Source organism: Kocuria sp. CNJ-770 (assembly GCF_001942375.1).
Classification (GTDB): domain Bacteria; phylum Actinomycetota; class Actinomycetes; order Actinomycetales; family Micrococcaceae; genus Kocuria; species Kocuria oceani.
The window spans coordinates 43,633-63,569 of the sequence record NZ_MKJW01000077.1; the positions used below are offsets into that span (position 1 = coordinate 43,633).

A 19,937-nucleotide genomic window follows, 5' to 3' on the forward strand; every position below is an offset into this window, starting at 1 on the left:
TTATCCCCGGGCCCGCCGCGCCGCCGGTCGTCGGTTCCCGTGGGGCCTTCCTAGAATGGGTCCATGAGCTTCCCCATGGACACCCGGGTGGGTGCCTACGCCGTCATCGTCGAGGACGGGGCGGTGCTGCTGAGCCACTGGAACCCCCGCCACCCCACGCTGCGGGGGGCGTGGAGCCTGCCCGGAGGCGGCATGGAGATCGGGGAGCAGCCCGCGCAGACCGCCCGGCGGGAGGTCGCGGAGGAGACGGGATACACCGTGGAGCTCGACGAGCTGCTCGGGGTGCACAGCCGGCACATGGGGCCCGAGGAGCGCCTGGACGGGCGCGGGCGCCCCTTCCACGCGATGCGCGTCATCTACCGGGCGCACATCACGGGCGGGACGCTCACCGCCGAGGTGGACGGCTCCTCGGACGAGGCGCGCTGGTTCCCGCTGCCCGAGGTCCCGCAGCTGCCGCTGGTGAGCCTGGTGACGGTGGGCCTGGACCTGGCCGGCGTCGCCCCGGCCGCCGCGAGGCCCGCGGGGCGGGACCGGTGAGGCGCCGCCGCACGACCGCCGGCCTGCTCGCCCTCACCGTCCTCACCGGGTGCGCCGGCACCTCCGGGGTCCCGGCGCCGGTCTCCCCGGCCGCGGGTTCGGGCGTCCCGGCGGGCCCCGTCCGGATCGCGGCCGGACCCACCGGGCAGACGGCCGTGCTCGCCCACGTCTACGCCGGGCGGCTGCGGGAGGCGGGCTTCGACGCCACCGTGGTCGAGACGGGGACCGAGCGCGCGGACTATCTCGCGGCCCTGGAGCGCGGCGACGCCGACCTCGTCGCCGACTACTCCGGCAACCTCTACCTGCATCTGCGCGGGCGGGCCCCGGTCGGGTCCGCGACACCGGCGCCCACGGGCGCCGCCGGCCCCGGCCGCACGCCCGCCCCCGAGGACGGGGGGCTCGCCGAGGACCTCTCCGAGCTGCTCGGCCTGGGCGAGGAGCGGGCGGACGACGACGACGTGCTCTCCGGCGTGCGCGACGTCCTGCCGAAGGGGCTGCGCGCCCTCGAGCCGGCGCCGGCGGAGAACACGGTGGCGGTCGTGGTCACCCGGGCGACCGCCGTGGAGCACGAGCTCGACGACCTCGAGGACCTCGGGCCCGTGTGCGACGAGCTCGCCATCGGCACCGACCTCGACTTCGCGGGCCGCTCCTACGGCCCGGAGGGACTGGAGGACGCCTACGAGTGCGTCCCCGAGCGCTTCGTGCCGTTCGGCGACCAGGAGGAGCTCGTGAACGCCCTGCTGGGCGACCGGGTCCAGGCCGCGGCCCTGTTCACGGCCTCGCCCGCGATCGAGGACAACGCCCTCGTGGTCCTCGCGGACCCGCTCAACAACTTCGTCCCCCAGCGCGTGGTCCCGGTCGGAGACGAGGAGCTGCCGGCCGCGGCCGTGGAGGTCGTCGACGAGGTCTCCGCGCAGATCGACACCGACGACCTCGTGCTGATGACGCGGATGACCACCGCCCGCGATCCGTACACCCCCGAGGAGGCCGCGCGGTACTGGCTCGAGGGCGGCGACGACACCTGAGCGGCACCCCGGGCGCCCACCGGCCCGGGGGTAAGGTGGACCGCATGTCAGTGGTGAAGCAGTCCGACAAGCTCAAGAACGTCCTCTACGACATCCGCGGGCCCGTGCTGGAGCAGGCGGAGCACATGGAGGCGGAGGGCCACCGGATCCTCAAGCTCAACATCGGCAACCCCGCGCCCTTCGGCTTCGAGGCACCCGACGCGATCCTCGTGGACATGATCAAGAACCTGCCCAACGCGCAGGGCTACTCGGACTCCCGCGGCATCTACTCGGCGCGCACCGCCGTGGTGCAGTACTACCAGACCCGCGGGATCCTGAACCTGGACACCGACGACGTGTACCTGGGCAACGGCGTCTCCGAGCTGATCACCATGACCCTGCAGGCGCTGTGCAACCCCGGCGACGAGATCCTCATCCCGTCCCCGGACTACCCGCTGTGGACCGCCTCCGTGGCCCTGTCCGGCGGCACCCCGGTGCACTACCGCTGCGACGAGGACAACGACTGGAACCCCGACCTGGAGGACCTCGCGGCGAAGATCACCCCGAACACCCGGGGCATCGTGGTGATCAACCCCAACAACCCCACCGGCGCGGTCTACTCGCGCGAGGTGCTGCAGTCGATCGTGGACCTCGCCGCCGAGCACGAGCTGATCCTGTTCGCCGACGAGATCTACGAGAAGATCACCTACGGGGACGCGGAGATGATCAACACCGCGAGCCTCACCGGGGAGGACGTCCTCTGCCTGACGTTCTCCGGGCTGTCCAAGGCCTACCGGGTGGCCGGGTACCGCTCCGGGTGGCTGGCGATCACCGGCCCCAACTGGAAGGCCGAGAGCTTCATCGAGGGCATCAAGCTGCTGGCCAACATGCGGATGTGCGCCAACGTCCCGGCCCAGCACGCGATCCAGACCGCCCTGGGCGGCTACCAGTCGATCAACGACCTGATCCTGCCCGGCGGCCGGCTGAAGGCCCAGCGCGACCTCGCCCACCGGCGGCTCAACGAGATCGACGGCGTGTCCTGCCGGCAGGCCGACGGGGCGCTGTACCTGTTCCCGAAGCTGGACGTGGAGAAGTTCCACATCGTCGACGACGAGAAGTTCGCCCTCGACCTGCTCAAGGAGCAGAAGATCCTGGTCAGCCACGGCCGGGCCTTCAACTGGCCCGAGCCCGACCACTTCCGGCTGGTGACCCTGCCCTCCGTGGAGATGCTGGCCACCGCCCTGGACCGGATCGAGGAGTTCCTCAGCAACTACCGCCAGTGAACGGCGGTCCGCCCCGCAGCCCAGGAGGACCAGCATGAGCGTCGCCGACCGCAGGACCGGCACCGGCTTCGAGCAGGACGTGCGGCCGCTGCTGCGCGCCCGGCCCGGACTGTCCCTGGCCGACGTGGACACCGGCTCCACGCCCGGGTTCTCCGGGTCCAAGAAGCTGGGCACGGCCCTGCGGGCCGCCCGCGAGGGCGAGCTCGCCGAACTGCAGCGGCTGATCTACGCCGAGGCCACCACCGGGGCCCGGCACCGGGTGCTGCTGGTGCTCCAGGGCATGGACACCTCCGGCAAGGGCGGGGTCATCCAGCACGTGCTCGGCCGGCTGAGCCCGCACGGCGTGCACACCCACGGCTTCGGCCGGCCCACGGCCGAGGAGGCGTCCCAGCACTTCCTCGAGCGCATCCGCCGGCAGCTGCCGCGCCCGGGGGTGATCGGCGCCTTCGACCGCTCCCACTACGAGGACGTGCTCGTGCCCGTGGTCCACGACGTCCTCGAGGACCGTCAGGTGGAACGGCGCTACACGGAGATCCGGAACTTCGAGCAGGAACTGGCCGACGACGGCACCGTCATCGTCAAGGTCTTCCTGCACCTGGGCCGGGACGAGCAGCGCCGCAACCTCACGGCCCGTCTGGGCGACCGGACGAAGCAGTGGAAGTTCGACCCCTCGGACCTCGCGGCCCGCAGCCGGTGGGAGACCTACATGGCGGCCTACGAGCGGGCGATCGACGCCACCGACGCCGACCACGCGCCCTGGTACGTGGTGCCCACCGACCGGAAGTGGTACGCCCGGGCCGTGGTCCAGGACCTGCTGATCTCCGCCCTGGCCGGTCTGCGCCTGGACTGGCCGGAGCCCCAGTACGACGTCGAGGAGATGCGCCGGCGGCTCGCCGAGCTCTGAGCAGCCCGCCGCTGCGCCGGGGCCCCGCCCCGGCGTGTGCCGGCCGGCCCTGTCCGGCCGGTGCGCCGGGACGGGTCAGCCGCGGGCGTCGTCGTCGCCCTCGGCGTCGGCGCGGCGGGCCCGGGCGGCGTCGAGGCGCTCGCGGGCGCCGTCCAGCCACTGCTCGCAGCGCGTGGCCAGGGCCTCCCCGCGCTCCCACAGCGCCAGGGACTCCTCGAGCGAGGTCCCTCCGGCCTCGAGCCGGGAGACCACCTGCACGAGCTCCTCACGGGCCTGCTCGTAGCCCATGTCCGCGATGTCGGACAGGTCGGGCGCTGCTGCGGGACGGTCGGTGCTCGCCATGGTGGGGCCTCTCTGCGGCGGGTGGGTGCGGGCGGCGGACCTCGTCCGGTCCGCGGCTGCGCCCATTCTTCCACCTCCGGCCGTGCCCGCGCCCTCCCGGAGCACCGGTCCCCGTCCGGCGTGCGGGTGTGTCGCGCATCCCACCGGGCGGTCCGGGCCTATCGTCGGGAGCGTTCGCATTTGCAGTGGCACATGAATCGAGGCCCCCTTGACACTCGACATCACCCGCCGCGGCGCCCGCTGCGCCGCGGCACTCGCCGTCACCGGCGCCGTCGTCCTCGCCCCCGTCCCGGCGACGGCCGCCCCGGCCGACGGCGCCCCCTCCGCGCACCTCGCGGGCGCGCACCGGGCGCGCACGGACCGGCCGCCGCGGCCGACGACCGCCCCGACCGCGCCGCCGAGGCCCGCCGGGAGCGCAACCAGCAGGCCGTGGAGCTGGTCGTCTCCGAGAAGGCCCCCGTCCAGGACCGCGGGGGCTCCCGCTCGGTGCAGGTGGCGCCGGGCCAGTGGGCCCAGTACGGCCTGCAGGAGAGCGACCAGATCCTGTCCTTCCTCGTGGAGTTCGGCGACCAGGCCGACCCGCGCTTCCCCGACGCCCCCGCGGGGCCGGTGCACAACGACATCGCCGCGCCGGACCGCGCCGCCGACAACTCCACCTACTGGACGGAGGACTTCGACCGGGAGCACTACCAGGACATGTTCTTCGCCGGGGAGGGCGAGTCCCTCAAGACCCTCTACGAGGAGATGTCCAGCGGCCGCTACACGGTCGACGGTGACGTCAGCGACTGGGTCACGGTGCCCCACAGCTCGGCCAGCTACGGCGAGACCGAGAGCCAGGCGGACATGACCCGCTTCATCCAGGACACCGCCGACGCCTGGTACGCGGCGCAGCTCGAGGCGGGGAAGACCGCCGAGGAGATCGACGCCTACCTGTCCGGCTTCGACCGGTGGGACCGCTACGACCACGACGGCGACGGCGACTTCGCCGAGGCGGACGGCTACATCGACCACTTCCAGGCCATCCACGCCGGCGAGGGCGAGGAGGCCGGCGCCGACTCCTCCGCCATCTGGTCGCACCGCTGGGCGGCCGGCCAGGCCGGCCGGGGGACCACCGGGCCGGAGGCCAACCCCTTCGGCGGCGTCCGGATCGGCGACTCCGAGCTGTGGATCCGCGACTACACCACCGAGCCGGAGAACGGCGGACTGGGCGTCTTCGCCCACGAGTACGCCCACGACCTCGGCCTGCCCGACCTCTACGACACCAGCGGCGGGGAGAACGGCACCGGGTTCGCCACGCTGATGAGCTCCGGGTCCTGGCTGGGCCACGGGGACGGCACCATCGGGACCACCCCGAACCACATGGGCGCCTGGGAGAAGCTGCAGCTGGGCTGGCTGGACTACGAGGTGGCCACCGCCGGTGAGCGCTCGACGCACCGCATCGGCCCGTCCTTCCACGCCACCAAGGCCCCGCAGGCGGTGATCGTGACCCTGCCGGAGGACGCCGAGGGCAACGGCCGGTACTACATCGCGGAGAACCGCCAGTACCTCGGCTACGACGCGACGCTGCGGACCGGGCCCTACAACTTCGGCTGGGCGCAGTCCGCGCCGGACACCGTCGAGCACTTCCCGTACCAGGACGGGCTGAGCATCACGTACTGGAACACGGCCCAGCGCAACAACAACACGCGCCAGCACCCCGGCTCCGGGCTGGCCCTGCCGGTGGACGCCCACCCGCAGGCCCTCGTCTGGTCGGACGGCGCCCTGGTGCGCAACCGCATCCAGGGGTTCGACGCCACCTTCGGGAAGGAGCCGACGGACCCGATCAGCCTGCACCGTGAGGCGAACGGGGCCGTGACCACCCTGGAGGTGCCCGCGCGTGCCGGGGTGCCGGTCTTCGACGACACCGACCCGGGGGCCTACTACGACCCGGCCAACCCGCAGGGCAGCGTGCTCGTGGCGGGCACCGGGACCCGGATCGAGGTCGTCCAGAGCAATTCCCAGGGCATGATGACCGTCCGCGTCGGCTGACCCGGCGCGCCGCCCGGCGCTCCCGCCCGAAGGGGAGCCGCCGGGGCGGCACGCCCGTGGCGCAGGGGCCGGGAGCCGCTCCCGGCCCCTGCGGCGTGCCGGCCCGGGGCGGCGCCCGGCTCAGGCGCCGCGGGGTGCTCTCCCGGGCGGCGGGCGGAGACCGTCTCGGTGCGCACGCCCAGCTCCCCGGCGGCCAGGCGCACCGCCAGCTGGTCCCCGGCGCGCACGGCCGCGGCGTCGGTGACCACCGCGCCGGAGGCGTCCAGCACCACGGAGTAGCCGCGCTGCAGCGTCTCCTGCGGGGACAGGGCGCGCACGCGGGCGCGCAGGTGCCGCACGGCGTCCCGCTCCCGCAGCGCCCGGGAGTCCACGGCCGACAGCGCCCGGGTGCGCCACCGGTCGACGTCCTCCTCCCGCAGCAGGATCATGTCCTCGGGCTGGGCGAGGGCCGGGCGGGAGCGCATCCCGGCCAGTCCCGCGGCCTCCCGGTCCAGGAAGGCGCGCACGGCACGGTCCAGGGACGCCCGGGCCCGGGCCACCCCGGCGCGCTCCTCCACCACGTCCGGGACGATCCGCTTGCCGGCGTCCGTGGGCGTCGAGGCCCGCAGGTCGGCCACCCAGTCCAGCAGCGGCTGGTCGTTCTCGTGCCCGATGGCGCTCACCACCGGCGTCCGCGCGGCCGCCACGGCCCGGATCAGGGCCTCGTCGCTGAAGGCCAGCAGGTCCTCGAAGGACCCGCCGCCGCGGGCGATCACGATGACGTCCACCTCGTCCGTCCCGTCGAGCTCGCGCAGCGCCTGAGTCACCGCCCGCACCGCCCCGGAGCCCTGCACGGCGACCTCGCGCACCTCGAAGTGCACGGCCGGCCAGCGCAGCGAGGCGTTGCGGATCACGTCCTTCTCGGCGTCCGAGTTGCGCCCCGTGACCAGCCCGACCCTGCGGGGCAGCAGGGGCAGCGGCTTCTTGCGCCCAGCGTCGAACAGGCCCTCCTCGGCCAGGGCCCGGCGCAGCCGCTCGAGCCGCTCCAGGAGGTCCCCGAGCCCGACCGGCCGGATCCCGCGGCCGAGCATGGACAGCCGGCCGGTCTTGGCCCAGAAGTCGGGCTTGAGCTGGGCGACCACCCGCATGCCCTTCTCGAGCGGGCGGTCCAGGTGCGCGGTCTCGTTGGCGAAGAGGGTCACGGGCACGGAGATCTCCGCCTCGACGTCGCGCAGGGTCACGTAGGTGACGCGCGCGCGCTTGTTGAGCTCGATGATCTGGCCCTCGACCCACGTGGGGGCGCAGCGGGCGATGTAGGCGTGCAGGTTCTCCGAGAGCATCCGCAGCGGCCAGGGGTTCTCCGGGGTGGTCCGGTCCGCCCGCGCGGGCAGCTCGCGTCCACCGCCCGGGGGCACGTCCTCCTGCGGCTCGAGATAGGTCATGTCCCATGCTTACCACCCGGCGAGGACCGCCGCGCGCGGCCCCCGCCCGTACAGTGGTGCCGTGACGTCCTCCGCGCCCCCCACCTCCGGACACCGTCCCCGACGACGCTCCGCCACCGTCCTGCGCACCGGCCTCGGCACGGTCCTGGGCCTGACCGCCGCCGCGCTCGTGGCCGTTCTCGTGCCGCTGCACTGGGCCCAGGACACCCTCGTCTCGAAGGACGGGTTCACCCAGGTGGTGGGCACCCTGGCGGAGGACGAGCCGTTCCAGGAGGAGCTGGCCCGCACCGCGGTGGACCAGGCGGCCGAACGGATCGTGGGGGAGCGGGCCACCGGGGTCGGCTTCCTCGACCGGATGCTCGAGAACGCCGTCCGCCGCGCCGCGGACGTCGCGGCGGGACTCACCTCCGACCCCGCCTACCAGCGCGCGTGGACGGAGTCGCTCGCCCGCACCCACGAGGCCAACGTCCCCGCCGACGGCGCGGCGGACGCACCGCCCCAGCACCTCGTGCTCGACATCGGCCCGGTCCTGCAGGAGGTGGACGCCGCCGTGCAGCGGGCCGTGGGCGTGGACGTCGGACTGGCGGACCGGGAGAGCACGATCACCGTGCCGGGGTCGAACACCGGGCGCCTGATCGCGGCGGGGACCCGGCTCACGGACCTGGCCGTGCCGCTGACCTGGGTCGCCGCGGCCCTGGCGGTGCTCGCGCTGCTGGTGACCCGGCACCGCCTCGCCACCCTGGCCGTGCTGGGGCTCGGCTCGCTGGCCGGTCTCGGCGTCGTGTGGCTGGTCGTGGAGGAGAGCGTGCAGCGGGCCTCCGGCGTGCTGGGCTCGGACCCGGTGGTCCGGCTCGCCGCCGACCGCGTGCTGACACTGCTCACCGGCTCCCTCGGCGAGCACATGGCCACGGCCGCCTGGGCAGCCGGGATCACGGGCGTCGTGGGCCTCGTGGGAGCGATCGCGGTGTCGGGCGGATCACGGCGCGGTGTCCGGCCCACCGCGTAGCATGGAGGCCATGCCGACCACCGTTGCGCTCTCCATGCCCACCGTCCCCCGTCAGCGGCGCTCGCCCGCCGACGTGGCCGCCGCCGCCCCCGTCGACGGACCCAAGAAGGTCCTGCTCGCGTCCCCCCGCGGCTACTGCGCCGGGGTGGACCGCGCGGTGATCGCCGTGGAGAAGGCGCTCGAGCACTACGGCGCCCCGGTGTACGTGCGCAAGGAGATCGTGCACAACAAGTTCGTGGTCGGCACCCTCGAGGAGCAGGGCGCCGTGTTCGTCGACGAGACCGACGAGGTCCCCGAGGGCTCCCTGCTGATCTTCTCGGCGCACGGGGTCTCCCCGGCGGTCGTCCGCTCGGCCGAGGACCGGCAGCTGCGCACCATCGACGCCACCTGCCCGCTGGTCACCAAGGTGCACCGCGAGGCCGTGCGCTTCGCGAGGAGCGACTACGACATCCTGCTCATCGGTCACGACGGCCACGAGGAGGTCGAGGGCACCTCCGGCGAGGCCCCCGAGCACATCCAGGTGGTCAACAGCCCCGACGAGGTCGACCAGGTCGTGGTCCGCGACCCCGACAAGGTCGTGTGGCTGTCCCAGACCACTCTCAGCGTCGACGAGACCCTGGAGACCGTGCAGCGGCTGCGCGAGCGCTTCCCGTCCCTGCAGGACCCGCCGAGCGACGACATCTGCTACGCGACCTCCAACCGGCAGACCGCGATCAAGAAGATCGCCCCCGACGCCGACCTCGTGATCGTGGTGGCTCCGCCAACTCCTCGAACTCCGTGCGGCTCAAGGAGGTCGCCCTGGAGTACGGCGCCCGCCGGGCCGAGCGCGTGGACTTCGCCCACCAGGTGGACGAGGCCTGGTTCGAGGGCGTCGCCACGGTCGGGGTGACCAGCGGCGCCTCGGTGCCCGAGGTGCTCGTCCAGGACGTGCTGCGGCTGCTGGCCGACTACGGCTACGGCGAGGTGGAGCAGGTCGTCACCGCCGAGGAGGACGTCCTGTTCTCCCTGCCCAAGGAACTGCGCGCCCGCCTGACCGCGGCCGGGGACACCTCCCACCGCCTCGGCGGCCGCGGGGCCCGCCCCACGCGCTGAGGCGCGTCCTGCTCCCCGTCCGCTGAGCCCCGGCCCCCGCTGCGCCGGGGCTCAGCCGGCCGCCCGGTCCGCGCCGGCGCCCGCCCGCCCCGGTGCGGGGCGGTCCGCGGACTCGGCGGACCGCACGCGTCCCGGCTCCCGTGCCGCCCCCTCGAACCGCGTCCCGCTCGGCTCCGCGACCGCGAGCCGCGCCGCGCCGGGCTCCGGCCCGGTGACCTCCGGCGCGGCGACCTCCGGCGCGGTGATCTCCGCCTCCGTGGGCTGCGCCCCGGTGGACTGCGCCTCGGTGAACTCCGGGGCGGTGAGCGGACGCGGCGCCACCACGAGGGGCCGGGTGCTCAGCCGGTCGTCCGGCGCGAGGGTGGGGTCGAGGTCGTTGATCCGCCGGGCCGTGGGGAACACCCGGGTCTCCACCGAGCCGGCCAGCCGGTTGTACGTCTCGACCGACTTCTGCAGCGACCTCCCCATGTCGTCCAGGTGCTTGCCCACCGTGCCCACCGCTCGTAGAGCTGGCGGGAGAGGTCGAAGAGCTCCTTGGCGTTCTCCGCGAGCCCGTGCTGGCGCCACGTGAACGCCACGGCCTTGAGCGAGGCCAGCAGCGAGACCGGGGAGACGAGGGCCACGTTGCGGCCCGCCGCGTGGTCGAGCAGGGTCGGGTCCGTGTCCAGGGCCGCCGACAGCGCCGACTCGGCGGGCAGGAAGCACAGCACCAGCTCCGGGGAGGCGTCCCGCGCCTCCCAGTACTTCTTCGAGGCCAGCGCGTCCACGTGCCCGCGCACGGCCTTGGCGTGGGCGCTCAGCTGGGCGCGGCGGGCGTCGTCGTCCCCGGCGTCCTGGGCGCGCAGGTAGGCGGTCATGGGCGCCTTGGCGTCCAGCACGATGTCCCGGCCGCCGGGCAGGTGCACCACCATGTCCGGGCGGATCGCGCTGCGCTCGCCGTCGGCGGTGGTGCCGGTCGAGGCGACCTGCTCGCGGAAGTCGACGTGGGCGGTCATGCCCGCGGCCTCGACCACGCGGCGCAGCTGCACCTCGCCCCAGGTGCCGCGCGCGGAGCCCGAGCGCAGCGCGGAGGACAGCGAGGTGGTGGCGGTGCGCAGGTGGTCCCCGACCTCCCGGGTGTGCGCCAGGGCCTGGGTGATCCCGCCGTACTGCTCGGCGCGGTCCCGCTCCAGCGCGGCCACGTGCTCCTCGACCGAGCGCAGCTGGTGGGCCACCGGCGCCAGGGCCCGCAGCACGTTGTTGTCCTGCACCGAGCGGGCGTCGGCGTCGCGCAGCCGGTCCTCGAGCTGCGCCCGGGCCTCGACGGCGGCGGCGCGCTCGGAGGCGAGGTCCACGAGCCGGTCCTGCACGGCGGCGAGCTCGGCCTGCAGCCCGGCCCGTTCCTCCTCCGCGGTCCGGACGTCCCGACCGGTGCGGGCCCGGGCGACCGCGGCGCCGAGAAGGGCGCCCACGAGCAGGGCGAGGAGGACGAGGGCGACGGCGAGGCTGACGGTCATGCCCAGCAGTGTGGCACGTCACCCGGACACCGCACGGCAGGGCCGCCGCCGGCCACCGCGCGCCCGGCGGTCAGCGGCGGATCGTGGTCCGGCGCACGGCCAGCAGCACGACCACGGCGAAGACCACCGCCCAGACCCCGGTGTTGAGCGCCAGCGCCCACAGGGGGTCGGACTCCACGGGCGGTCCGCTCGTGGCGACGACGTCCCCCTCCACCAGCGGATACCGGGCCAGCCCGGCCAGGCCGTAGAGCGGGGTGAACCGGGCGATGTCGAGCATGACCCCGGTGAGCGGGACGAAGAGGTTGCCGAAGAAGCTGAGCACCACCAGCAGCCCCGACGCGGCGCTGACCGCGGACTCGGAGCGGAAGAGCAGCCCGGCGGCCAGGCCGTACAGGGCGAACACGGAGGAGCCGGCCACCACGATCGCCCCCGTGGCGGGCCAGCGCCAGCCGCCCAGCTCGGCGCCGGTCAGGGCGCCCACGGCGTACACGGCCAGCACCGGCAGCACGGCCACGGACAGGGCCACCGCCACCTTGGCCAGCACGTAGCCGTTCCGCGGCGCGGGCGTCAGCCCGATCTGGCGCCCCCAGCCGCGGGCCTGCTCCACCGCGGCGGAGCCGGCGATCGAGGTGGTGGCGGTGACCGCACCGTACACCGCCATGGAGATCATGTTGTACCCGCCGGCGTTGCCGTGCCCCACGGGCAGGTCCGCGAAGTCCTGCAGCGCCGTGAACATCAGGTACAGCACCGGGGGCAGGACCACGGCGAAGAACGAGGTGGGGACCATCCGCACGGTGCGGCGCAGGTCGTGGGCGGCGTAGCCGAGGCTCATGGCGGGGACCTTCCGGAGGGTGGGCGGGGCCGGGGTGCGGGGCGGGCGGTCAGTCGGCGACGAGGCCCAGGAAGGCCTCCTCGAGGCCCGCGTGGCTGATCTCGAGGTCGCTCGCCGCGGGGTCCGCCAGCAGTCGGCGGGCGATGGCGTCCGTGTCGGGGCCGGTCAGCCGCCGGCGCGCGCCCACGGCGGGCAACGGCGTGGCGCCGGGCACGTCGACGGGCCCGGTCCCGGACCAGCGGAAGCTGACCACCCGGGTGCCGGCGAGGGACTGGACCTCCGCGGTGGGGGCGTCGGCGACGATCCGCCCGCCCTTCATCACCACCGTCCGGGCGGCGAACTCCTCCGCCTCGTCGAGGTAGTGGGTGGCGAAGACCACCGTGCGGCCGCGGCCGGCCTCCTGGTGCATCGCGGTCCAGAACTCCCGGCGGGCGTTGACGTCCATCCCGGCGGTCGGCTCGTCGAGCAGCAGCAGCTCCGGCTCCGGCAGCAGCGCCAGGGCGAAGCGCAGCCGCTGCTGCTGGCCCCCGGAGCACTTGGAGACCTTCCGGCTCGCGAAGTCCGCGGCGCCGGCCCGTGCCAGCGCCTCGTCCACGGGCAGGTGCTGCCGGTGCAGGGTGGCGACCATCGCGACGGTCTCGCGCACGGAGAGGTCGTCCAGCAGCCCGCCCGTCTGCAGCACGGCGCCGATCCGTCCGGCCCGCACGCTGCGGCGGGGCGCGGCGCCGAGGGTGCGCACGGTGCCGTCGTCGGGGTCGGTGAAGCCGAGCACCATGTCCAGCAGCGTGGTCTTCCCGGCCCCGTTGGGGCCCAGCAGCGCGACGACCTCGCCGCGGCCGATGCGCAGGTCCACGCCGTCGACGGCCTGCACCCGGCGGCTGCCGTGCCCGAAGTGCTTGCGGGCGCCGACGACCTCGATCGCGGGCACGGCGCCGTCGTCGGTCGGCGCGGGCCCGGTGGTGGTGTGCATGCTCCTACTCTGGCGCATGTCCGGGACAGGGGCACGGACCGGCCGCCGGGCGATTCCTCGCGGACGGGCCCTCGCGCGCACCGCGCGGGGCGCCCGGTAGGATGGTCTCCCGTGGCTCTTACTATCGGAATCGTCGGACTGCCCAACGTCGGCAAGTCCACCCTGTTCAACGCGCTGACCCGCAACACCGTCCTGGCGGCGAACTACCCGTTCGCCACGATCGAGCCGAACATCGGCGTGGTCAACCTGCCGGACCCCCGCCTGGACCGGCTCGCGGAGATCCACGGGTCCGAGCGGATCCTGCCCGCCACCGTGTCCTTCGTGGACATCGCCGGCATCGTCAAGGGCGCGTCCGAGGGGGAGGGGCTGGGCAACCAGTTCCTCGCCAACATCCGCGAGGCCCACGCCATCGCCCAGGTGGTCCGCGCCTTCGACGACCCGGACGCATCCACGTCGACGGCGAGGTCGACCCGGCCTCCGACATGGAGACCATCAACACCGAGCTGATCCTCGCCGATCTGCAGACCCTCGAGAACGCGATCCCGCGCCTGGAGAAGCAGGTCAAGATCAAGAAGGCCGACCCGGCCAAGCTCGCCGCGATGCAGCAGGCGCAGACGGTCCTCGAGCGCGGGGACACCATCTTCGGGGCGGCCGAGCGGGAGAAGCTGGAGCTCGACCAGCTGCGCGACCTGAGCCTGCTCACCGCCAAGCCGTTCATCTACGTCTTCAACGCCGACGACGGCGTGCTCGGCGACGAGGCGAAGCAGCAGCAGCTGCGCGACCTCGTGGCGCCCGCCGACGCCGTGTTCCTCGACGCGAAGCTCGAGGCCGAGCTCGTGGAGCTCGACGAGGAGGAGGCGAAGGAGATGCTGGAGATGTCCGGCCAGGACGAGGCCGGGCTCGACAAGCTGGCCCGCACCGGCTTCTCCACCCTCGGGCTGCAGACCTACCTCACCGCCGGGCCCAAGGAGTCCCGCGCCTGGACGATCCCCGTGGGCGCCACCGCCCCGCAGGCCGCCGGCGTCATCCACACCGACTTCGAGCGCGGCTTCATCAAGGCCGAGATCGTCTCCTTCGAGGACCTCGACGCCGCCGGGTCCATGGCCGACGCCAAGGCCGCCGGCAAGGTGCGGATCGAGGGCAAGGACTACGTCATGCGCGACGGCGACGTGGTGGAGTTCCGCTTCAACGTGTGAGCCGCTCGCCGGCGCGGGTCACTCGGGCCCGGGGCGCCGGCGCTGCTGCTTGGTCTCGGAGCGCCGGCGCTTGCCCTCGAGCCGGCGCCGCCGCGAGCCGTGCGTGGGCCGGGTGGGCCGCCGCACGAGAGCCGGCACCAGGGCCTCGCGGAGCACCGCGGCCAGGCGGTCTCTCGCCGCGGTCCGGTTGCGCCGCTGCGACCGGTGCTCCGCGGCGCTGATGGTGAGCACGGTGCCCGAGAGCCGTGCGGAGAGCCGGTCGAGGACGAGCGCGCGCTGGGCGTCGCTCAGCGCGGTCATGGTGCCCAGGTCCAGGGAGAGCTGGACCCGCGAGTCGGTCGTGTTCACGCCCTGACCGCCGGGCCCGGAGGCGTGGGAGAACTGCTCGACCAGCTCACCCGCCGGCACCCTGAGGCCGCGGGGCACACCGGGGCCCGGGGGCACGTGCAGATCCTCCACCCGACGATTCTCTCGCACCTCCGACGTGCTCGCCGCCCTCCGGACGCACCGGACGTCGCCGGAGCCCGATCCGGGCCGCACCCGACGGGCGCAGCGCGCTCATTCCCGTCGCCCGGCGTCCGTGGCGCGGTCGACGGTCCCGACCGCCGGCCGTGCGCTCCCGATGTGCATGTCCGTCCGGAAGCGCGTACACTCGACGAGTCGCCGCGGGGTGGAGCAGTTCGGTAGCTCGCTGGGCTCATAACCCAGAGGTCGCAAGTTCAAATCTTGCCCCCGCAACCAGAGGAAGGCCCCGGACCACATCGGTCCGGGGCCTTCGTGCTGTCCCGGCCCGGCGGTGCCGCTCGCGGGGTGCCGATCGACGGGTGCGGGCCGGAGCCCCGGCCCGGGCGTCCGCGGTCCTGGCTATCCTCGGGGCATGACCGTCCTACGCCTCGACCCCGCCGAGGCCCGGCGCATCGCCGTGCGCGCGCAGCTGCTGGACGCACCGCGGCCGGCCGACCTGCTCGCCGTGGTCCGCGGGCTCTCACTCCTGCAGATCGACCCGATCGCCGCCGTGGCGCCCAGCGCCGACCTCATCCTGTGGAGCCGACTGGGCCGCGCCTACCGGCCGGCGCAGCTGCAGCAGGCCCTGGAGCGGGACCGCACGCTCTTCGAGCACAACGCCATGGTCCGCCCGATGGAGGACCTGGCGCTGCACCTGCCGGCCATGGCGGCCTGGCCCGCGCGCGAGGCGCCGCGGGAGTGGCTGCGCGCCAACGACCGGTTCCGCCGCGACGTGCTGCAGCGGCTGGGCGCGGCGGGACCGCTGCTCTCCCGCGAGATCCCGGACACCAGTGCGGTGCCGTGGCGGTCCACCGGCTGGACCGACAGCCGCAACGTCACCCAGATGCTGGAGTTCCTCATGCTGCGCGGCGAGGTGGCCGTGGCCGGCCGCCGGGGCCGGCAGCGGCTGTGGGACCTCGCCGAGCGCGTCTACCCGGCCGGCACCCCGGTGCTGTCCCCGGAGGAGGCCCGGCGGCGGCGCACCGCCCGGCGGCTGCGCTCGCTGGGCATCGTGCGGGCCGGCGCGCCCGGCACGCCCGCGGAGCCGCTGGCCCTCGGGGAGGTCGGGGTCGAGGCGGTCGTCGAGGGCGTCCCGGGCACGTGGCGGGTGGACCCGGAGGCGCTGGGACGGCCGTTCGCGGGACGCACGGTGCTCCTGTCGCCCTTCGACCGGCTGGTGCACGACCGGACCCGGATCAAGGACCTGTTCGGCTTCGAGTACACCCTGGAGATGTACAAGCCACGCGCCGCACGGCGGTGGGGGTACTTCGCCCTGCCCGTCCTGCACGGCGACCGGCTGATCGGGAAGGTCGACGCCGCGGCCGACCGCGGCAGCGGCACGTTCACCGTCTCCGCGGTGCACGAGGACGTCCCCTTTTCCCCGTCCACGGCCGAGGCCGTGGACGAGCAGCTCGAGGACCTCGCGGCCTGGCTCGGGCTCCGGGTCTCCCGGGGCGGGTGAGGCTCAGGCGGCGGCCTGCTCCGCGCCGCCGTGCCGGTCCCCGGGGTGCTCGCCGCCCGGCACGATCCGCAGATCGGTCAGGTCGGCGCCGTCGAGCAGCGGCAGGATGACGGTGGCCAACAGGGCCAGCGCCGCGCCGTAGGCCCCGGCGCAGCTCTCCGACTCGACGTCCATCCGCACCGAGAGCCCCTGCGCCCCGCTGCTGCGGGCCGCGCAGCGGGCCACCGCTCCGGCCCGGCCGAGCGCCTCGACCGTGCCGGCGTCGACCCGCCTCTCCGTCCGGACCGTGGCCTCCGCGATCCACCGGGTCCCCGGTCCCTTGGCCTCTGGGCGTGCTCCCGCCTGCGCGACGTCGTCCATCGTTGCCTCCCCCTGGCTCGTCCCCGTGCCCCGGCTCCGCCCCCGAACCCGTGGTCACGACCTTGCATGATGGTGCTGCGACCGGCCCCGGCCGCTCCTCCATGGTCGGGGCCGGGCGGGGCGCCCCGCCAGCATCCGTTCCCGCCGGTGCGCTTTCCGGACCACCGGTGCCCGTTCAGGCGCGCAGCGTCGCCGCCGGGTTGCACCCGTGGCGCTCGCGGTAGGCGGCGGCGAAGCGCCCCCGGTGCACGAAGCCCCACCGGGCCATCACCGTCTCCACGGTGGTGCCGGTGCCGGGATCGGCGTCGAGCAGCGCACGGTGCGCCGCGTCCAGGCGGGCGTCCCGCAGCCGGTGCGTCGGCGTGGTGCCCAGCTCCCGCCGGAACGCCGCCTGCAGGCCCCGGGGGCTCATCCGGGCCGCGGCCGCGATCTCGGCCAGGCCGATGTCCTCGTCCAGGTGCGCCTCGATGTAGGCCAGCGCCCGCCGCACGGCGGAGGGTGCGGCCGCGGGGCCGCCGGTGCGCTCCCGGGAACGCTCCAGGAAGGAGCCCGGGAAGGTCTGCAGCAGCGCCGTGACCAGGCACCGCACGGCCTCGGCGCGCACGAGCGGCGCCCGCATGAGCTCCTCGTGCGGCAGGACGTCACGCCCCAGGTGCCGCACGGTGGCGGTCCAGTACCGGGCCAGGGCCGGGTCCACGGGCCGGTCCCCGGTGAACTCCAGCCGGAAGTCCTCGTCGGCCAGCAGCCGCCGGGCATGGGCCTGCACCGCCGCCGGCTGCAGGGAGACCGTCATGAGGTCGAGCTCCGCCCACCGGCTGGAGAACGGGCGGCGCGGGAACAGGAACGGTCCCCGGTGGGCGAAGCGGTCGCCGCGGCCGGTCGCCGTCAGGTGCCCGCTCAGCACGTGGCCGACGCGCAGCACGCCGGTGCCGTCCGTGCTGCCGGCGGCGGAGGAGCCCCCCCAGGCGCAGCCGCTCGTGCCGCAGGGGTCCCGTGCCGGCCGAGGAGAGCTCCATCCGGAAGGGCTCCTCGGGGCTGCGGCGCACCTCCCGCACGGCGAAGACCCGGTCGAGCACGGCGACGCCCTCGGCGGGGTCCCGGGTGGCGAACGCGGCCCGGTGCATCTGCTGGTCCATGCTGGGCACGCTACGCGGCCCGGCCGGCGGAACAGCCGACTGTGACGGCGCGTTGAGCCACCGGTGCCGGAACGACGCGGCCGAGCCGAACCGGACGCACGGTCCCCCGGTCCGCACGGCTAGGGCCGGGGCTCACCGGTGTCCGGTGCGTCGTCCAGTGCGGAGTCCAGGTACTCCTCGACGTCCACGAGCACGGCGGGCCCGGCCTGGGCGACCTGCAGGGCCACGGCCAGGCTCGTCACGTCGTCGTCGTCGAGGGGCTGGTCGGGCAGGTCCACGGCGTAGCGTGCCTCGCCGTCGACCACCACGGGCGTGATGTGGGCGGCCCCGGCCGCGAGGTCGACCACGGTCGCGGGGGCGACCACATCGAGAGCGTCGGCACCGAGAGTGTCGGCACCGAGAGCGTCGGCATCCGGGGCGTCGGCGCCGGGGGCGTCCGCGTCGTTGGGGGGAGCAGGGCAGGTCATGGTGTCCGTCCTTCGTCGGGTGCTGTCAGGCTACGCGCTCCGCCGGCCGCAGGGGCGGAGCGGGCGCCGTGGCGCGTACGGCCCGTCGGGGCGCCGGTCCGTCGGGGCGGAGCGGGCGCCGTGGCGCGTACGGCCCGGCGCCGCTCCGCCGGAACGGGGGCTCAGCCCAGGGCGCGCTTGATGTCCGTGCGCTCCTTCTCCAGCCTGCGCACCCGGTGGCTCAGCCGGAAGAGGCGCACGGAGCCGACGAGCCCCATGACGAGGGCGCCGGCCACCGCCGCGAAGAGCATCGCGATGCCGAGGGGGAGGACGAACTCCCAGCCGAGGAAGCGGAAGTCCGTGGGGACGTTGTTCTGCAGGATGAAGACCAGCAGCAGGACGAGGATGAGCAGTCCGAGCAGCAGGGCCGTCCACATGGCCCCCGAGACGCCGCGCTTCTGGTGCTCGTCCAGGGCGGGGTCGGTGCGCACCGGAGGCGGGGCCGGCGACGGGTCGGCCGATCGCCGGTCCTCGGGCGGCAGGCCGGGGCGGGGTGCGTCGGGGGACTCGGGGGTGCGTGCCATGACGGTTCTCTCCCTGCTGGTGCGGACGCTCGCGGAGACGCTGGTGCGTCCACCGTAGCCCGCCGCGGGGCGCTGCTGAAGAGCCGTGCCGGCTCAGCCCGGCGCGGCGGCCGTGCGCAGGAAGCGGAGCGTCTCGGCGGTGACCCGTTCGAGCGTCTCCTCCTGCCCCAGCGCCGCCGACCGGGCCGTCCTGAGGCCGTGGTCGGCGCCCTCGACCGGGAGCACCTCGACCGCCGGCGCCCCGTGCGCGACGGCCCGCAGCTCGGCCGCGGAGCCGAAGGGATCCCGCGTGCCCTGCACCGCGAGCACCGGCACGCGCGGGGTCAGCAGCTCCTCGGACCGGGACCGCTCCGGCCGTCCCGGCGGGTGCAGCGGGAAGGCCAGGCACAGCACGGCCGCGGCCCCCACCGCCCCGGCCGTGCGGCACGCCACGCGGGCCCCGGCGCTGCGGCCGCCGACGACCAGGGCGTCGCGCCGGCCAGCTCCGCGACCGCCGGGGCAGCGGCCAGCCAGGCGGCGTCCAGGGCGGCCGGGCGGGGCGCGATCCGCTTGCCGGCCACCACCCAGGGCTGCTCGTGCCGGACCACGGTCACGCCGTGCCGGGGAAGCCCGGCGGCGAGCGCGGCGAGGTCGCGGGAGCCGGCCCCGCCGCCCGCGCCGTGCCCGAGCCACAGCACCGCCCAGGGGGAGCCGGCGGGGGAGGAGGCCCGGGAGACCAGGAGGCGTCCCGGGCCGGTCTCGGTGGGCACGGTGATCTCGTCCGGTGGCGGCATGGTCCCCACGGTAGCGGGACGGCCTAGCATGGCGGGATGGCACCAGCACGGACACCGGGCGGAACCCGGCCGAGCCGGGCGGACCTGGAGGCGGCGCGGGGCGCGACCCTGCCGGACCTGCTCGGTCCCGGGCTGCGGCTGCTGATCTGCGGGATCAACCCCAGCCTGTGGGCCGCGGCCACCCAGGCGCACTTCGCCCGCCCGGGCAACCGGTTCTGGCCGGCGCTGCACGACGCCGGTCTCACCGGCCACCTCGTGGACTGCTCCGCAGGGATGAGCGACGCCGACCGCGAGCACGTCGTGGGCCGCGGCCTGGGCATCACCAACCTCGTGCGCCGGGCCACCGCCCGGGCGGACGAGCTGGACCCCGCCGAGTTCGTGACCGGCTTGGAGCGGCTGGCCGGCCTCGTCGCCGAGCGGCGCCCCGCCGTCGTCGCGGTCGCCGGGGTCACGGCCTACCGGCACGCGTTCGCGGAGCCGCGGGCCGCGCTCGGGCGCCAGGAGCGGGAGCTGGCCGGGGCGCAGCTGTGGGTGCTGCCCAGCCCAGCGGCTCAACGCCCA

At 75.0% G+C, this 19,937-nt stretch carries 21 protein-coding genes, 1 tRNA gene and 2 pseudogenes; 11 read left to right on the forward strand and 13 right to left on the reverse strand.

What is annotated here, in order from left to right:
- The first annotated feature begins 63 nt into the window (after positions 1-63).
- Genes BJF77_RS20445 through BJF77_RS04415 form a run of 4 tightly spaced genes read left to right on the forward strand, consistent with a single transcriptional unit; the run spans position 64 to position 3,728 of the window.
- Entirely contained in the window at positions 64-537 is a 474-nt protein-coding gene (locus tag BJF77_RS20445; protein WP_238985950.1) for an NUDIX hydrolase, read from the forward strand.
- The gene (locus BJF77_RS04405) at positions 534-1,562 is read left to right on the forward strand and encodes a glycine betaine ABC transporter substrate-binding protein (protein WP_075871376.1); all 1,029 of its coding nucleotides are present in this window, start codon (positions 534-536) and stop codon (positions 1,560-1,562) included. Before BJF77_RS20445 ends, BJF77_RS04405 begins: the two co-directional genes overlap by 4 nt.
- A gap of 44 nt (positions 1,563-1,606) precedes the next feature.
- On the forward strand, positions 1,607-2,824 hold the full coding sequence (locus BJF77_RS04410; protein WP_047801786.1) for a pyridoxal phosphate-dependent aminotransferase: 1,218 nt from the start codon (positions 1,607-1,609) through the stop codon (positions 2,822-2,824).
- Between the two features lie 34 nt (positions 2,825-2,858).
- Positions 2,859-3,728, forward strand: coding sequence for a PPK2 family polyphosphate kinase (locus BJF77_RS04415; RefSeq protein ID WP_047801785.1), 870 nt, complete (start codon positions 2,859-2,861; stop codon positions 3,726-3,728).
- 75 nt (positions 3,729-3,803) lie between these two features.
- Here the strand turns inward: BJF77_RS04415 and BJF77_RS04420 are convergent, their stop codons facing one another.
- Positions 3,804-4,070: an exodeoxyribonuclease VII small subunit gene (locus BJF77_RS04420; RefSeq protein WP_047801819.1), complete on the reverse strand. Its 267-nt coding sequence runs from the start codon at positions 4,068-4,070 to the stop codon at positions 3,804-3,806.
- Positions 4,071-4,499: 429 nt separating this feature from the next.
- Between BJF77_RS04420 and BJF77_RS04425 the strand changes: the two genes are divergently transcribed.
- On the forward strand, positions 4,500-6,098 hold the full coding sequence (locus BJF77_RS04425; protein ID WP_255396130.1) for an immune inhibitor A domain-containing protein: 1,599 nt from the start codon (positions 4,500-4,502) through the stop codon (positions 6,096-6,098).
- On the opposite strand, the gene xseA is transcribed toward BJF77_RS04425, so the two are convergent.
- Entirely contained in the window at positions 5,990-7,519 is a 1,530-nt protein-coding gene (xseA, locus tag BJF77_RS04430) for an exodeoxyribonuclease VII large subunit (protein ID WP_369821357.1), read from the reverse strand. The two genes, BJF77_RS04425 and xseA, sit on opposite strands and share 109 nt — an antisense overlap.
- Positions 7,520-7,580: 61 nt before the next feature.
- Here xseA and BJF77_RS22295 point away from each other — a divergent pair, with 61 nt between their 5' ends.
- Together BJF77_RS22295 and BJF77_RS04440 are read left to right on the forward strand one after the other, a co-directional pair.
- Positions 7,581-8,525: a hypothetical protein gene (locus tag BJF77_RS22295; protein ID WP_075871377.1), complete on the forward strand. Its 945-nt coding sequence runs from the start codon at positions 7,581-7,583 to the stop codon at positions 8,523-8,525.
- 10 nt (positions 8,526-8,535) lie between these two features.
- A pseudogene (locus BJF77_RS04440) lies at positions 8,536-9,617 on the forward strand (4-hydroxy-3-methylbut-2-enyl diphosphate reductase).
- A 51-nt stretch (positions 9,618-9,668) separates the two neighbouring features.
- Here BJF77_RS04440 and BJF77_RS22490 read toward each other — a convergent pair.
- From BJF77_RS22490 to BJF77_RS04460, 4 genes are all read right to left on the reverse strand, one after another.
- Positions 9,669-10,019, reverse strand: coding sequence for a hypothetical protein (locus BJF77_RS22490; RefSeq protein ID WP_075871378.1), 351 nt, complete (start codon positions 10,017-10,019; stop codon positions 9,669-9,671).
- Positions 9,956-11,113 (reverse strand): DNA recombination protein RmuC, encoded by a 1,158-nt coding sequence (locus tag BJF77_RS04450; protein ID WP_075871379.1) that lies wholly within the window; start codon positions 11,111-11,113, stop codon positions 9,956-9,958. The genes BJF77_RS22490 and BJF77_RS04450 overlap by 64 nt, the downstream gene beginning before the upstream one ends.
- Positions 11,114-11,183: 70 nt before the next feature.
- Positions 11,184-11,945: an ABC transporter permease gene (locus tag BJF77_RS04455; protein WP_075871380.1), complete on the reverse strand. Its 762-nt coding sequence runs from the start codon at positions 11,943-11,945 to the stop codon at positions 11,184-11,186.
- A gap of 49 nt (positions 11,946-11,994) precedes the next feature.
- A complete protein-coding gene (locus tag BJF77_RS04460) occupies positions 11,995-12,915 on the reverse strand; it encodes an ABC transporter ATP-binding protein (protein ID WP_075871381.1) in 921 nt (306 codons plus the stop codon).
- A gap of 111 nt (positions 12,916-13,026) precedes the next feature.
- On the opposite strand from BJF77_RS04460, the pseudogene ychF reads away from it, so the two are divergent.
- Positions 13,027-14,111: pseudogene (gene ychF / locus BJF77_RS04465) on the forward strand (redox-regulated ATPase YchF).
- An 18-nt stretch (positions 14,112-14,129) separates the two neighbouring features.
- Here the strand turns inward: ychF and arfB are convergent.
- Positions 14,130-14,570, reverse strand: a complete 441-nt coding sequence (arfB, locus tag BJF77_RS04470) for an alternative ribosome rescue aminoacyl-tRNA hydrolase ArfB (RefSeq protein WP_075871382.1) — start codon at positions 14,568-14,570, stop codon at positions 14,130-14,132.
- A gap of 205 nt (positions 14,571-14,775) precedes the next feature.
- Between arfB and BJF77_RS04475 the strand changes: the two genes are divergently transcribed.
- Positions 14,776-14,852: transfer RNA gene (locus BJF77_RS04475), tRNA-Met, on the forward strand.
- A 136-nt stretch (positions 14,853-14,988) separates the two neighbouring features.
- Entirely contained in the window at positions 14,989-16,077 is a 1,089-nt protein-coding gene (locus BJF77_RS04480) for a DNA glycosylase AlkZ-like family protein (RefSeq protein ID WP_075871383.1), read from the forward strand.
- Between the two features lie 3 nt (positions 16,078-16,080).
- Here BJF77_RS04480 and BJF77_RS04485 read toward each other — a convergent pair whose 3' ends face one another.
- The 6 genes from BJF77_RS04485 to BJF77_RS21405 form a co-directional block, all read right to left on the reverse strand.
- The gene (locus BJF77_RS04485; protein ID WP_075871384.1) at positions 16,081-16,437 is read right to left on the reverse strand and encodes a hypothetical protein; all 357 of its coding nucleotides are present in this window, start codon (positions 16,435-16,437) and stop codon (positions 16,081-16,083) included.
- Positions 16,438-16,612: 175 nt separating this feature from the next.
- Positions 16,613-17,359, reverse strand: coding sequence for a helix-turn-helix domain-containing protein (locus tag BJF77_RS04490; RefSeq protein WP_075871385.1), 747 nt, complete (start codon positions 17,357-17,359; stop codon positions 16,613-16,615).
- Between the two features lie 333 nt (positions 17,360-17,692).
- A complete protein-coding gene (locus BJF77_RS04495; protein WP_075871386.1) occupies positions 17,693-18,040 on the reverse strand; it encodes a hypothetical protein in 348 nt (115 codons plus the stop codon).
- A 161-nt stretch (positions 18,041-18,201) separates the two neighbouring features.
- A complete protein-coding gene (locus BJF77_RS04500) occupies positions 18,202-18,603 on the reverse strand; it encodes a lipopolysaccharide assembly LapA domain-containing protein (protein WP_075871387.1) in 402 nt (133 codons plus the stop codon).
- Between the two features lie 93 nt (positions 18,604-18,696).
- Positions 18,697-19,035, reverse strand: coding sequence for an alpha/beta family hydrolase (locus BJF77_RS21400; RefSeq protein WP_369821358.1), 339 nt, complete (start codon positions 19,033-19,035; stop codon positions 18,697-18,699).
- The gene (locus BJF77_RS21405) at positions 18,927-19,376 is read right to left on the reverse strand and encodes a hypothetical protein (protein WP_255396132.1); all 450 of its coding nucleotides are present in this window, start codon (positions 19,374-19,376) and stop codon (positions 18,927-18,929) included. Before BJF77_RS21405 ends, BJF77_RS21400 begins: the two co-directional genes overlap by 109 nt.
- A gap of 36 nt (positions 19,377-19,412) precedes the next feature.
- Between BJF77_RS21405 and BJF77_RS04510 the strand changes: the two genes are divergently transcribed.
- The coding region (locus tag BJF77_RS04510) for a mismatch-specific DNA-glycosylase (RefSeq protein ID WP_075871388.1) at positions 19,413-19,937 on the forward strand (525 nt) is incomplete at its 3' end.